Genomic DNA, 12568 nt, shown 5'->3' with positions numbered 1-12568 from the left:
ACTGCCACCAGCCACACCCGAGAGGACCCGCCGCATGCCGAAGCCCACCGTCGCCGAGTACGTCGCCAACGTTCCCACCACCCTCCGCCCCCTGACGGAGTCGCTGGTCGGGGCCATCGACGCCACCTTCCCCACGCCGGCCGCCATGTGGCACGGCCACCCCGTCTGGAGCCTCGGCGAAACCCCGGGCAAGACCCCGGTGTGCTTCGTGAAGGCCTACACGAAGCACGTCACCCTGGGCTTCTGGAAGGGCCAATCCCTCACCGACCCCACCGAGTTGTTGGCGGGGAGCGGCAGCCAGCAGATGGCGTCGATGAAACTGGACGAGACGACGGTCCTGGACCCGCCCCAACTCCGGTCCTGGGTCGAGGAAGCCCGGTCTTTGGAAACCCCCTGACCACAAGAGAGCCGCGATCCCACCATCGCCGCCCCGACCAGGCCCCCGTGCCACGATGACCCCATGACGCCGAAGATCTGTATCGCGCAGAACCCCGACGCGGACGCCCTGCTGTCCGAGAGCCCACTTGCCCTCTTGATCGGCATGCTGCTCGACCAGCAGATTCCTATGGAGGTGGCGTTCAACGGGCCCTTCAAGCTCTACACCCGGCTCGGGAACTCGTTGGATGTGAATGTTGTGGCGGAGTATGACCCCGATGAGTGGGTGGCCTTGTCGACCACCCCGCCTGCGATTCACCGGTACGGGGCGTCGATGGGGAAGCGGGTGCAGGTGCTTTGTCAGTACCTGGTGGCCGAGTACGACGGAGATGTCTCGGCGATTTGGGAGCGTGGGGAGCCGGATGGTAAGGAGGTGCTCAAGCGGCTCAAGGGGCTTCCCGGGTATGGGGAGCAGAAGGCGAAGATCTTTTTGGCGTTGTTGGGGAAGCAGTTGGGGGTTGTGCCTGTGGGGTGGCGGGAGGCGGCTGGGGATTACGGGGTGGTCGACTCGCGCAAGTCCGTGGCTGATGTGACCAGTGCGGAGACTCTGGCGGAGGTTCGGGCGACCAAGAAGGCGGCGAAGGCGGCGGCCAAGCAGGGGTGACGAGGGCAGGGCAGGGCAGGGCAGGGCAGGGCAGGGAGAGTCTGCCTCGTGGGGGCGGGGAAGTAGATTCCACGCGTGCGTGATGTGCCTTCTCCACCGCAGATCGCGGGGCTCAGCCTGGCCGGTCCCCTCGGCCAGGGCGGGTTCGGCACGGTCTTCCTCGCCCGGCAGGACCGGCTGCACCGCGATGTCGCCGTCAAGGTGGACAACCGGGTGTTGCAGACCGACCGGGATCGGGATCGGTTCTTGCGCGAGGCGCGGGCCGCGGCGCGGTTGTCGGGGCATCCCAATGTGGTCAACGTGTACGACGCCGGGGTCACGGCCGACGGCAGGCCCTACATCGTCATGGAACTCTGCACCGGCGGCTCGCTGTCCGATGTGCTCAGCCAGCGCGGGCCGCTCCCGTTCGACGAGGTTGTCGAGATGGGGGCGAAGCTGGCCGACGCACTCGCGCACGCCCACCAGGTCGGCATCCTGCACCGGGACATCAAGCCGGCGAACATCCTGGTCAACTCGTTCGGCGCGGTGAAGTTGGCGGACTTCGGGCTCGCCGCGATCCTTGACGCCCATGCCGAGAGCACGGTCACCGTAGGTGCGCTTAGTCCCTACTACGCCGCTCCCGAGGTTTTCGCGCAAGCTGCACCAACCGCCGCCGGGGACATCTACTCCCTCGCCGCCACGATCTACACCCTCGCCTCCGGGTCACGCCCACGAGACATCCCCTGGCCCGCCCAGTCCCTCGACAGCCTGATCACGGCACTTCGCGCCCCCGTCCAACCCGTCCCGAACGCGCCCAACGCGCTCAACGCGGCCCTCTTGAACGCACTGCATCCGGACGCCGCGAGGCGTACTAGCACCGCGGCGCAACTACGGGACGAACTCAGTGGTCTTCGTCCGATTCGGCCTATGCCGCGTGTTGCGACGGACAGGGCTAAGACGGCACGGATAGCGGTAGCCGTGGTTGCGGTGCCTGTCTTGGTCGCTGCCGGGTTCTTCGGTCGAGGGCTGTTCGGGCATGGGAAGGCACAAGGTGGTGGGGCGAACTCCCCCACTACTACGACTGCGAGCAGCACCGCACCGGCCATACCTGCGGGGTTGGCGAACTGCGCCGACAGCGACGCTCACGGCCTCTGCGCGGTCGACAAGTGCTTCGGCGGCATCGTCAACATCGCCGACCTCGACGTCCGGGCCACCCCGATGGACTGCGACGCGAAGCACAACTGGCAGGCGTTCGCGGGCACGCTGCTACCCGACTCGGAGGCCGAGATGACGCTGACGGAGATGGCCGCCCTGCCCGAGGTGCGGCGGGCGTGCTCGAAGGAGTCCATGGCCGCGCGCACCAAGCCGGGCAAGGACACCGGGGGCTGGGACATCGAGCCGCTGCCGGTCAAGGCGCGGGGGCAGAGCAAGGCGCACCTGTTCTGCCTGGCCAAGCCGGAGGGGACGCAGCCCGCGGGCAGTGCGTTCGTTTCGGGCTGAGGTCCGGGCAAAACGGATACGCTGTCGTCGACCTGACCTCTCACCCGATGGGGGCATGATGCGATCCCGGCTGGCGACCACCCTGGCCGCGGCCGCCCTGCTCGGCGGCCTGACCGCGTGCGACACCGTGCGCGAGGCGACCGGCGCGGCGAGCAACGCGGCCGACAAGACCAGCGTGTGCCTGGAGGCGCTGAAGCTGGCCAACTTCACGCCCAGCACGCAGGACGTGTCGAAGACAGCGGACGAGGCCAAGAAGACCGCGGAGGACCTGACCGCGCTCAGCGCGAAGACGGCCGACCAGGCCGTCCGCGACGCCATCAACGACATGGCGACCAAGGTCAACGAACTGACCGTGCCCGACGTTAGCCCGAGCAGCATCACCGCCTGGGCCCAGAACAAGCTCGACGCCGTCAACGCGCTGAGCCAGGCCTGCCTCTGACCCGCCGACCGGCGGCGGACCAGCCGCGAAGGTGACCGCCGACGCCCGACAACGACGACCGCCCGCCCCGGCTCCCGGGGCGGGCGGTCGTCGGGTGGTTCGGTCAGACGTTGGTGATCTCGTCGATGAGGCCATCGATGTCGAAGTGGTCGCTCTCGGCGCCCATCGGGACGATCTCGGTGGTCGCGGCGAGGAAGCCCTGCACGGCGGCCAGGTCCATCTCCAGCACGGCGTGGCCGTCAGGGGACTCGATCTCCAGCGCGAGCACGGGGCGGCCGTCGCTGATCTCCGGGCTCAACCGCACGTCGCCCTCACCGGCGGGGCGGGTCAGGCCCTCGGCCAGCAGGTCGCGCCCGAAGATCCACTCGACCCAGCGGTCGGAGTCGGTCTGGAACGCCGCGACGACGGTGAAGGGCTCGTTCGCCCGGTAGCTCCAACGCGAGCGGACAGGAGTGCTGCCGCCGTAGAGCGAGATGATCTGCTCCGAGTGCTCGGTGTTGCTGGTCATCCCGTTGCCTCCTGTCCCGGTGTTCGCGCTGGTGGTTGGCGAACCGTCAGCAGGGAAACGCATTTGGCGGCAGCCCGTGATGCCATTAGCCAGACGTTCACGCTATCGGGGTATACAGCCTCGAATGGGTTAGCCGTTTAGCACCGATTTCACCGCGTCTCGGTATAGCTGGGCCACGTCGAAGCCCATTAGGGCGAACTGGCCGGTGAGTTCGAGACTGAGCAGCCCGTGCATGCGTGACCAGCCGACTACCGCCTGTCGAAAAGCCGACGGCGCGACGCCGACACCGCGGTCGGTGAGCCACTGGCCGAAGCTCTCGTCGACCGGGCACGCGGGCGCCGGGAGCCGCTCGAGGACCTGCGCGAACGCCAGCAACGCGCGCTGAGCCGCGGCGATCGTCTCGGCGGGGGCGGCGTAACCGGGCACGGGGGTGCCGAAGAGCAGCAGGTACCGCTGCGGCCCGGCCAGCGCCCACTCGCGGAAGGCCATGGCCATGGCGGTGAGCGCGACGACCGGTTCGGCCGCGCGGTGCTCGGCGGCGGTGGATTCCAGGGTTTCGGCCAGGTCCTGGTACGCCTCGGAGATCAACTCGGTGAGCAGCGCGTCGCGGCTGGGGAAGTAGCGGTACAGCGCGGGCCCGGAAAGGCCCATTCGGTGCGCGATCGAGTTGACCGAGATACCGCCGGGCCCGTTTTCCGCGAGTTGCGCCATGGCGTGCGCCTTGGCCTCTTGGCGCACCTCTTCGCGATACCGCTCGCGCCTGCTCATCACCCCTCCTTGACAGCTCGATGGTAACAGGCTCAAGCTTGCGTTAGAGCTTCTAACTTTGCGAGAGGGTGTTACGAATGGAAGAGGTTGTCGCAACGCGTCGCGGCGGGCCCGAGGTGCTGGAGCTGCGCACCCGCGAGCTGGTCCGCGACCTGCGGAAGGCCCTGGTCCGGGTGACGGCGGCGGGGGTGGGTTCGGCGGACCGGGAGATGCTGTTCGGCCGCTTCTACGCCCAGCCCGAGTTCCCGTTCGTCAGCGGCTACGACCTGGTCGGCACGGTCGTGGGGGGTGCACTCGCGGGCAAGCTGGTGGCTGCGATGCCGCGAGGTGGCAGCTGGGCCACCGAGGTGCAGGTCGATCCCCGCCAACTCGTCGTCCTGCCGGACGGGACCGACCCGGCGAAGGCCGTCGCGCTGATCACCGACGGGGTCACCGCCTGGCGGATGGTGCACCGCGTGGCCACGGTGCGGGCCGGGCAGACCGTCCTCGTGCACGGCGCCTCGGGTGGGGTGGGTCGGCTGCTGGTCCAGCTCGCGCGCCAGGCCGGGGCGTCCGTGGTCGGGACGGCGTCGGCGGGCCGGTTGACCGAGGTCGAGGCGCTGGGGGCGGTGGCGCTGGACTACCGGAAGCCGGTCCAGCTCGACGCGGACGTCGTGTTCGACCACATCGGCGGCAGGCACCTCGTCGACTCGTACCGGATGCTCAAGCCCGGCGGCACCCTGGTCAGCTACGGCAGCAAGGCCGACGGCGACGCGTCCGGGTCGCCCCTGCGCCCGTTCCTCGTCATCATCGCCCGGCTGCTCGGCTGGGAGGCGCGCAGGCTCACCGGGCTCGGCCGCGGCCGGAAGACCCGGCTGTTCAACGTCAAGTTCGACGCCGCCTTCCCCGCCGACCTCAACGCCGTCCTGCGGGCCGACCTCGACGTCCCCGTCACCGAGTACCGCCTCGACGACGCCAAGACCGCGCTGGCCGACTTCCTCGACCGCCGCGTCACCGGCAAGGCCGTGCTCGTCCCCTAGCGATCAGCCCAGCACGGTCTCGGCGACCTCGTCGGCCAGCCGGGGCGTGGCCGCGGCGATGCCGGACCAGCGGCGGGTGAGGTCCGGGTCGAACTCCAGGGTCCGGCCGCGCGCGTCGACGACCGCCCCGCCCGCGGCGGGCACCGTCACCATCGCCGCCGCCAGGTCGACGATGCGCAGGGTGTCCGAGCCGGGGTCGGCGAAGGCGTCGACCGAGCCCTCCGCCACCAGCACCGACTCCAGGCAGGTGGTCCCGAGGATCCGCAGCCTGCCCGCGCGGTCGGCGACGCGCAGCCACTCGTCGCGGGCGTGCGGTTTCGGTCGGAGCAGGCAGACCGCGGCACCGTCCAGTGTGGTGCGTCCGCTGGTCCGGTACGGAGTGGACTGACCGGCGCGCGCCCACCACGAGCGGCCGGTGTCCAGCCACACCGTCAGCGCCTCGGTGGCGATGGAGTCGCGGGCCAGCACGCCCGCGAAGCAGGACAGCGGCACACCGGACGCGGCGTTCGACGAGCCGTCGAGCGGGTCGATCACCAGCGTGGTGGCCGAACCGCAATCCACGAAACCGGCCTCTTCGGACAGCAGGTTCACCCCGTGCCGCTGGGCGGACTCGGCGATGGCGTCCTCGACGATCGAGTCGACCCGCATGGTCGGCGTGCCGTCCGCGCCCATCGCCAGCTCCTCGGCCAGTTGCGGCCGGGTGTGCAGGCGCCGGGCCTCGCGGTACGCGGCGGCCGCGGCGCGGGCGGCGTCGGCGAGCACCGGGTGCGTCGCCTGGGCTAACTGGGGCTCCGGCACCGGCCACGGGATCAAGGTCACCCCCGCACCGTAGAACACGAACGGCGGCTCGCACGGGCAATCCCGCGCGAGCCGCCGTGTCAGCGTCGGACCAGTCGGATCAGATGAGGCCGAGCGCCCGGACCGCGTCGCGCTCCTCGACCAGCTCGGCGACCGAGGCGTCGATGCGGGTGCGGGAGAACTCGTTGATCTCCAGGCCCTGGACGATCGAGTACTCGCCGCCCTGGCAGGTCACCGGGAACGAGGAGATGATGCCCTCGGGCACGCCGTAGGAGCCGTCCGACGGGATGGCCATCGAGGTCCAGTCGCCCGCGGGCGTGCCGAGCACCCAGTCGTGGATGTGGTCGATGGCCGCGTTGGCCGCCGACGCCGCCGAGGACGCGCCGCGCGCCTCGATGATCGCCGCGCCGCGCTTGGCCACGGTCGGGATGAAGCTCTCCGCCAGCCAGGTCTCGTCGTTGACGATGTCGGCGGCGGACTTGCCGTTGACGTCGGTGTGGAAGACGTCCGGGTACTGGGTGGCCGAGTGGTTGCCCCAGATGGCCAGCCGCTTGATGTCGCCGACCGACACGCCCAGCTTCGACGACAGCTGCGAGATCGCGCGGTTGTGGTCGAGGCGGGTCATCGCGGTGAAGCGGGCCGCGGGCACGTCCGGCGCGTGCTGCTGGGCGATGAGCGCGTTGGTGTTGGCCGGGTTGCCGACCACCAGCACGCGGATGTCCGAGGCGGCACCGGCGTTGATCGCCTCGCCCTGCGGCTTGAAGATGCCGCCGTTGGCCTCCAGCAGGTCGCCGCGCTCCATGCCCTTGGTGCGGGGGCGGGCGCCGACGAGCAGCGCCACGTTCGCGCCGTCGAAGGCCTTCTTCGCGTCGTCGGTGACCTCGATGCCACTCAGCAGCGGGAACGCGCAGTCGTCGAGCTCCATCGCGGTGCCCTCGGCGGCCTTCACGGCCTGCGGGATCTCCAGCAGCCGGAGGCTGACCTGGGTGTCGGGACCGAGCAGGGCACCGGAGGCGATGCGGAAGAGCAGGGCGTAGCCGATCTGGCCGGCCGCGCCGGTGACGGTGACGTTGACGGGTGCCACTTGGCAGATCCTCCCGAGACAGATGGATGATTCAGCGCCAGCGGTCACGCGGCAGTCGGTGCCCTGTCGGCGACGTCGCCCGGCAGGGGGGAGGCTACCAAGCAGGGCGCCCGCCGACCCCGCGCGGTGAGCAGGGTCTCGACCCCATCGGGTGGACTTACCCCGACAAGGCCCCTCACCAGTGGTTACTTCCTCCCGAGCACGGAGATCATGCCTGGGTGACGCTCCACGCACCGGACACCACGGTCCGGCTGGAACTGCTCGGCGAGGAACTGCGGGCGCACCGCGAGACCGCCGGGCTGAGCCTGGCCGACGTGACCGCCAAGACCGGCATCAGCACGTCCAAGCTGAGCCGGTTGGAGAACGGGCGCAGGCCGCACAAGGTGGACGACGTCACCGCGCTGCTCGTCCTCTACGGCGTGCGCGAGGCCCACCGCGACGACCTGCTCGCCCTGGCCCGCGACGCCGCGGAGCCCACGGCGTGGCCGGAGCAGCGGCCGTCGGCGACGCTGCGGGTGCTGGAGTCCAAGGCCGAGATGCTGGTCGACTTCCAGGCGGCGCTGGTGCCCGCGCTGCTGCAGACCGTGCCGTACGCGCAGGCCGTGCTGCGCGAGGTGGACATGGTCGAGGAGCGCGCGATCGAGGACCGCACCACGGACCGCATCCGCCGCCAGGCCGTGCTGCGCAAGGCGCAGCCGCCGCGCTACTACGCGATCCTCACCGAGGCCGCGCTGCGCACGGTGGTCGGCGGGAGCGACGTGATGCGCGGTCAGCTGCGCTACCTGACCGAGGCGGGTCAGAAGCAGAACGTCACGATCCGGGTCGTCCCCCGGTTGCACCACGGGCACCCCGGGCTGCGCGGGTCGTTCCGGCGCATGCAGTTCCACCGCCGCGGCGCGCTGGTGCTGCTGGAGAACCGCACGTCGAGCCTGTTCGTGGAGGACACCGCCGAGGTCAAGCGCTACGACCAGGTGGTGGTCGAGCTGCTCAGCGTGGCGTTGGACGAGGCGGCCTCGGCCCGGCTGATCACGGAGCTCAGTGGCTGATCGGCCCGGGTTCGATGGTCACCGCGACGGCGATGACCAGCACCCCGAACAGCCCGTAGAGCAGCAGGTCGATGGCCCGGCTGCGGATCGCGAGCAGCCCGGCCTGCTCGTCGCGCAGCAGCACCCGCAGCCCGCCCGCGAGCAGCAGCGCGAGCCCGATCCAGAGCGAGCCCTCGCGCCAGTAGTACTGCATGATGCGCACCAGGCCGAGCACCACGACCGCCATGACCATGGCGAACGGCAGGTGCACCAGGACCGGGTGCCGCCCGCCGCCGCGCTGCGGTGGGGAACTCACGCGGGCAAGCCCCGCTCGGCGGCGTCGACGGTGTTGCTCAGCAGCATGGCCACGGTCATCGGCCCGATCCCGCCGGGCATCGGCGCGAGGTACCCGGCGACCTCGCGCACGTCCGGGTGCACGTCGCCGACCAGGCCCGCCTCGGTGCGGGTGACGCCCACGTCGAGCACGACCGCGCCCGGCTTGACCATGTCCGCGGTGATCAGGCCCGCGTTGCCCGCGGCGGCCACCACGATGTCCGCGCGCCGCACCTCGGTGGCCAGGTCCTTGGTGCCGGTGTGGCACAGGGTGACGGTGGCGTTCTCGCTGCGCCGGGTCAGCAGCAGGCCCAGCGGGCGGCCCACGGTGACGCCGCGGCCGACCACGGTGACGTGCGCGCCCGCCAGCGGGATCTCGTAGCGGCGCAGGATCTCCACGATGCCGACCGGGGTGCACGGCAGCGGACCGGCGTCGCCCAGCACGAGCTTGCCGAGGTTGGTCGGGTGCAGGCCGTCGGAGTCCTTGGCCGGGTCGACCCGCTCCAGCGCGCGGCCCGCGTCGAGGTGGCCGGGCAGCGGCAGCTGGATGAGGTAGCCGGTGCACTCGGGGTTGGCGTTGAGCTCGTCGATGACCGCTTCGAGCTCGGCCTGCGTGGTGTGCGCGGGCAGGTCGCGGCGGATCGAGTTCAGGCCGATCTTCTGGCAGAAGTTGTGCTTGCTGCGCACGTAGGCGTGTGAGCCGGGGTCGTCGCCGACGAGCACGGTGCCCAGCCCGGGCACGACACCGCGCGCGGCCAGCGCCTCGACCCGGGTGCGCAGTTCGGCGAGGATGGCGTTGCGGGTGGCTTTGCCGTCAAGGATCTTCGCGGTCACGTACCCCATTCTGGCATTGCCTCTTATCCACGCACCGCGACCCGTGCCCGTCCGCTCGGGACCGCGGCGAGCCCGGCGGCGAGCAGCGTGACGACCGTGCCGACGAGGGTGGTCACCTCGATGCCGCCGGAGGCCAGGACGTCGAGCAGCACGGCGCCTGCGACCTGCGCCGCGACCGCGCACAGGCCCACCAGCAGGGCGCCGATCTGCCGGACGGCGAACACGGTGGTCAGCAGCAGCACGACCCCCAACGTCCCGCCGAGGTAGAGGCGCGGGTCGGACGGCGGCGCGGCGGGCAGCCCGGTCGCGAGCACGTCGACCAGGCAGGCGATGACGAGGAACACCGTGCCCACGGCGAAGTTGACCAGCGCGGCGAACCCGACGCTGCGGGTGGCCGCGCCGACCAGCCCGTTGGCCGCCTGCGCCCAGCCGATGCCCGCGCCCGCCAGCGCCGGGACCAGCGAGAGCCACAGGTGGTCCGGTGTGGACAGTTCGTCGGAGACGGCGATGCCGACGGCGACGACGGTGAGCAGGGCGCCGAGCGCGCGCGTCGGGGTCACCGGGCGCGGGTCGCCGGGGCCGAAGCCCGCGCGGTCGACCAGCAGGCTGCTGACGACCTGGCCCGCGACGCCTGCCACGGTGAACATGGCCACGCCGAGCAGGGTCACGGTGAGGCCTTGGGAGGTGACGTAGCAGGCGCCCGCCGCGCCGCCGAGGCACTGCCACGGGCGGATTTCCCCCGAGCGCAACGCGGCGGTGAACCGCGGTGCGGCCGACCGCCACGACGGTGTCGCGACGACGATGACGACCAAGAGGACCAGTCCGACGCCGAAGGACGTCAACGCGGCGAAGAGCCCGTCGCCGAACGCGTGGCCCAAGGCGCCGTTGACCTTGCTCTGCACCGCCAACGCGAGCCCCGCGAGCAGGGAGGCCGCTACGGCTAAGAGGCGCACGGTCAGATCCACCGGTGTCGGACGGCGTGCACGGCGAGTTGGAAGCGGGAAGTGGCGCCCGCGTGGTCCATCAGCCGCTGGAGGTGGCGGAACACCGTGCGCCTGCTCACGCCGAGCTGGCGGGCGATCGAGTCGTCGTTGGCGCCCGCGGCGAGCAGACCCAGCAGCCGCTGCTCGATCGGCTGCACCGGCGACGGCGCGCGGGCGCCCGCGTGCAGCGGCACGGCCAGCCGCCAGGACGCCTCGAACAGCCCGATCAGCGCCGAGAGCAGACTGGACGGCCGGACCACCAGCAGCGACCGGTTGACGTCGGCCTCCGCCACGGGCAGCGACACCGTGGCGAACTGCTGGTCGACGATGGTCAGCTTCACCGGCACCTCGGGCAGCACCCTGGCCTGCTCCCCCGCCGCCACGCACGGCTGGATGTTCTGCGCGTAGCGGCCGGGGTCCTCGATCGCGGCGCGCGCGTAGACCACGCGGTAGGTCACCTCACCGCGTCCCAGCTGCTCCAGCTCCGCGTTGTTGACGTGTCCCTCGGCGAAGTACGGCGGCGACTCCAGCCTGCGGATCTCGGTGCGCGCGCTCAGCTCCATCTGCTGGATGCGCTGGGCGATGGCGGTGCCGGTGACGACCTCGATCAGGTCGTCGGTGCGCTGCGGGGAGACCGCGCGGCGGAAGGTGTCGTAGGCGTTGAGCGTGGCGACCCTGGCCTGCTCCAGCTCCGACTCGCGGCGGCGGCTGAGGATCTGCAGCCCGGAGCCGGGTGGGACGGGGGTGATGACCAGCCCGTCGGGGCCGCCCGCGCCGAGCAGGCCCGCGTCGACGAGGGTGCGCACCGACCGGCGCACGCCGTCGACCGGCCCGGGCAGGCCCGCCGCGACCTCCTCGGCCGTGGCGGGGCCGGTGCGCAGGAGGTAGAGGTAGGCCCGGATGTCGTCGTCGGGCAGACCCAGCCTGCTCAGGTGCGGCGCGAGGTCGCCGTCGGACATGCTCCTCCTTCGGGTGGGGCGGCAGCAGGCTGGCACAGTTGTGACGCTGACACCAAACCGCCCACTATCCGGTCGCGCGCACCCGCCCGGCCGGGTCCGGCACGGTCTGCGCGCACAGCGCGGCGGCCAGCGCGAACGCGGCGGAGGCGCCCGCCGCGGCGGCCGGGCCCACGTGGTCGAGCAGCCAGCCCGCGACCGGCAGCACCAGCGACCCGCCCAGGGTGGCGGCCATCATGACCCAGCCGAACACCTCCGACGCGCGGCCCTCGGGCGCCAGGTCGCCGACCCGGTTGTTGGCCGCGGCCAGTGCGGGCGCGACGGCCGCGCCACCCACCGCGAGGACGGCGCCGAGCAGCCAGACCGAGCCGTCCACCACCGGCGGCAGCACCACGACCAGGGCCAGGATGCCCACCGCCATCAGCAGGATCCGCCTGGTCAGCACGGGTGGCGCGGTCCGCGCCCCGGCGACGAGCCCCCCGACGGCCGAGCCGACGGACCAGACCGCGAGCAGCAGACCGGCGGCGGAGGCGGAGCCGAAGTCGCGGGCCCAGGCCACGATCGTCATGTCCAGGACGATCAGCGGGGCGATGAGGAACATGCAGGTCAGCAGCGCCGCGGGGATGCCGGGCAGGCGCAGGACCGACCCGGCGGCGGTGTCCGCGCGCGGCACCGGCGTGCGCAGCCCGGCCCGGTGAACCGCCACGGCGAACCCGGCGGTGCAGACCGGCGCGAGGAAACCGCAGGTCAGCATGCCCGCCAGCGGGTTGACCGCGGTGGCCACGGCGGCGATGAGGACCGGGCCGACGACCCACAGCAGTTCCTGCAGTGTGGCCTCGACCGCGTAGACGGACTGCCGGACTGCCGGGTCGGCGGCCAGTCGCGGGTAGCTCGCCCGGGCGATCTGCGTCACGGGCGGCTGGACCAGGCCCGCCGCGCAGGCGACGGCGGCGGCTACCGGCCAGAGGGTGGCGGGGAGGAGGGTTGGCAGGAAGGCTAGGAGCGTGATCCCCGTCGCGTAGGCCAGGGAGAGCGCGACGAGGAGCTTGACGGGGTCACCCGTGTCGGCGGACCGTCCACGGAGTGGCCCACCCACGGCGACACCCACGGTGTACAGACCACCCACGACACCGGAGGCGAGGTAGGAGTCGGTCCAGCCCGCGACCAGGAAGGTGATGGCCAGCGGGGTACCCGGCAGGTGCAGCCTGCCGAGCAGGGACCAGGTCAGCAGACCGGCGAGACCGCGGGTCGCGAGTAATTGGCGATAAGGACCCAGCACCCGGTCACTGTGCCCCACTTACCC

Annotated in this window: 15 protein-coding genes; 6 read left to right on the top strand and 9 right to left on the bottom strand. The window is 71.7% G+C overall.

The window, feature by feature from the left end; genetic code table 11:
• Positions 1-34 precede the first annotated feature (34 nt).
• From CLV40_RS07450 to CLV40_RS07435, 4 genes are all read left to right on the top strand, one after another.
• Complete coding sequence (locus CLV40_RS07450; protein ID WP_104478090.1) at positions 35-397, top strand: DUF1801 domain-containing protein; 363 nt, start codon at positions 35-37, stop codon at positions 395-397.
• 63 nt (positions 398-460) lie between these two features.
• Positions 461-1039, top strand: coding sequence for an HhH-GPD-type base excision DNA repair protein (locus CLV40_RS07445; RefSeq protein ID WP_104478089.1), 579 nt, complete (start codon positions 461-463; stop codon positions 1037-1039).
• Positions 1040-1114: 75 nt separating this feature from the next.
• Positions 1115-2518 carry a serine/threonine-protein kinase gene (locus CLV40_RS37810; RefSeq protein WP_245931154.1) on the top strand — a complete coding sequence of 468 codons (1404 nt, stop codon included), beginning with the start codon at positions 1115-1117 and terminating at the stop codon, positions 2516-2518.
• A 55-nt stretch (positions 2519-2573) separates the two neighbouring features.
• Complete coding sequence (locus tag CLV40_RS07435) at positions 2574-2957, top strand: bacteriophage spanin2 family protein (protein WP_104478088.1); 384 nt, start codon at positions 2574-2576, stop codon at positions 2955-2957.
• Positions 2958-3060: 103 nt separating this feature from the next.
• Here CLV40_RS07435 and CLV40_RS07430 read toward each other — a convergent pair whose 3' ends face one another.
• Entirely contained in the window at positions 3061-3465 is a 405-nt protein-coding gene (locus tag CLV40_RS07430) for an SsgA family sporulation/cell division regulator (protein ID WP_104478087.1), read from the bottom strand.
• 129 nt (positions 3466-3594) lie between these two features.
• The gene (locus tag CLV40_RS07425; RefSeq protein ID WP_104478086.1) at positions 3595-4233 is read right to left on the bottom strand and encodes a TetR/AcrR family transcriptional regulator; all 639 of its coding nucleotides are present in this window, start codon (positions 4231-4233) and stop codon (positions 3595-3597) included.
• A gap of 77 nt (positions 4234-4310) precedes the next feature.
• On the opposite strand from CLV40_RS07425, the gene CLV40_RS07420 reads away from it, so the two are divergent.
• A complete protein-coding gene (locus CLV40_RS07420; protein WP_104478085.1) occupies positions 4311-5252 on the top strand; it encodes a zinc-binding dehydrogenase in 942 nt (313 codons plus the stop codon).
• A gap of 3 nt (positions 5253-5255) precedes the next feature.
• Here the strand turns inward: CLV40_RS07420 and CLV40_RS07415 are convergent, their stop codons facing one another.
• Both CLV40_RS07415 and CLV40_RS07410 read right to left on the bottom strand, forming a co-directional pair.
• Complete coding sequence (locus CLV40_RS07415) at positions 5256-6071, bottom strand: inositol monophosphatase family protein (RefSeq protein ID WP_245931153.1); 816 nt, start codon at positions 6069-6071, stop codon at positions 5256-5258.
• 79 nt (positions 6072-6150) lie between these two features.
• Positions 6151-7134, bottom strand: a complete 984-nt coding sequence (locus tag CLV40_RS07410) for a malate dehydrogenase (protein ID WP_104478084.1) — start codon at positions 7132-7134, stop codon at positions 6151-6153.
• 218 nt (positions 7135-7352) lie between these two features.
• Between CLV40_RS07410 and CLV40_RS07405 the strand changes: the two genes are divergently transcribed.
• Positions 7353-8180, top strand: coding sequence for a helix-turn-helix domain-containing protein (locus tag CLV40_RS07405; protein WP_181043364.1), 828 nt, complete (start codon positions 7353-7355; stop codon positions 8178-8180).
• Here the strand turns inward: CLV40_RS07405 and CLV40_RS07400 are convergent.
• The 5 genes from CLV40_RS07400 to CLV40_RS07380 all read right to left on the bottom strand — a co-directional run bounded on the left by CLV40_RS07400 (position 8170) and on the right by CLV40_RS07380 (position 12544).
• Positions 8170-8475 (bottom strand): DUF3017 domain-containing protein, encoded by a 306-nt coding sequence (locus CLV40_RS07400; RefSeq protein ID WP_245931152.1) that lies wholly within the window; start codon positions 8473-8475, stop codon positions 8170-8172. The two genes, CLV40_RS07405 and CLV40_RS07400, sit on opposite strands and share 11 nt — an antisense overlap.
• Positions 8472-9326 (bottom strand): bifunctional methylenetetrahydrofolate dehydrogenase/methenyltetrahydrofolate cyclohydrolase, encoded by an 855-nt coding sequence (locus tag CLV40_RS07395; protein WP_181043363.1) that lies wholly within the window; start codon positions 9324-9326, stop codon positions 8472-8474. Before CLV40_RS07395 ends, CLV40_RS07400 begins: the two co-directional genes overlap by 4 nt.
• Before the next feature lie 23 nt (positions 9327-9349).
• Positions 9350-10279 (bottom strand): DMT family transporter, encoded by a 930-nt coding sequence (locus CLV40_RS07390; RefSeq protein WP_104478081.1) that lies wholly within the window; start codon positions 10277-10279, stop codon positions 9350-9352.
• Between the two features lie 2 nt (positions 10280-10281).
• Entirely contained in the window at positions 10282-11268 is a 987-nt protein-coding gene (locus CLV40_RS07385; protein WP_104478080.1) for a helix-turn-helix transcriptional regulator, read from the bottom strand.
• A 64-nt stretch (positions 11269-11332) separates the two neighbouring features.
• Entirely contained in the window at positions 11333-12544 is a 1212-nt protein-coding gene (locus CLV40_RS07380) for an MFS transporter (RefSeq protein WP_245931151.1), read from the bottom strand.
• Positions 12545-12568 lie beyond the last annotated feature (24 nt).

Source organism: Actinokineospora auranticolor (assembly GCF_002934265.1).
Taxonomy (GTDB): Bacteria; Actinomycetota; Actinomycetes; order Mycobacteriales; family Pseudonocardiaceae; genus Actinokineospora; species Actinokineospora auranticolor.
This window is presented reverse-complemented; position numbering and strand designations above follow the sequence as displayed.

Bases quoted from the DNA above. Each gene is read 5' to 3' on its own strand.
- CLV40_RS07420 (WP_104478085.1), top strand. From the start codon at position 4,311: ATGGAAGAGGTTGTCGCAACGCGTCGCGGCGGGCCCGAGGTGCTGGAG.
- CLV40_RS07445 (WP_104478089.1), top strand. From the start codon at position 461: ATGACGCCGAAGATCTGTATCGCGCAGAACCCCGACGCGGACGCCCTG.
- CLV40_RS07435 (WP_104478088.1), top strand. From the start codon at position 2,574: ATGATGCGATCCCGGCTGGCGACCACCCTGGCCGCGGCCGCCCTGCTC.
- CLV40_RS07425 (WP_104478086.1), bottom strand. From the start codon at position 4,233: ATGAGCAGGCGCGAGCGGTATCGCGAAGAGGTGCGCCAAGAGGCCAAG.
- CLV40_RS07430 (WP_104478087.1), bottom strand. From the start codon at position 3,465: ATGACCAGCAACACCGAGCACTCGGAGCAGATCATCTCGCTCTACGGC.
- CLV40_RS07385 (WP_104478080.1), bottom strand. From the start codon at position 11,268: ATGTCCGACGGCGACCTCGCGCCGCACCTGAGCAGGCTGGGTCTGCCC.
- CLV40_RS07450 (WP_104478090.1), top strand. From the start codon at position 35: ATGCCGAAGCCCACCGTCGCCGAGTACGTCGCCAACGTTCCCACCACC.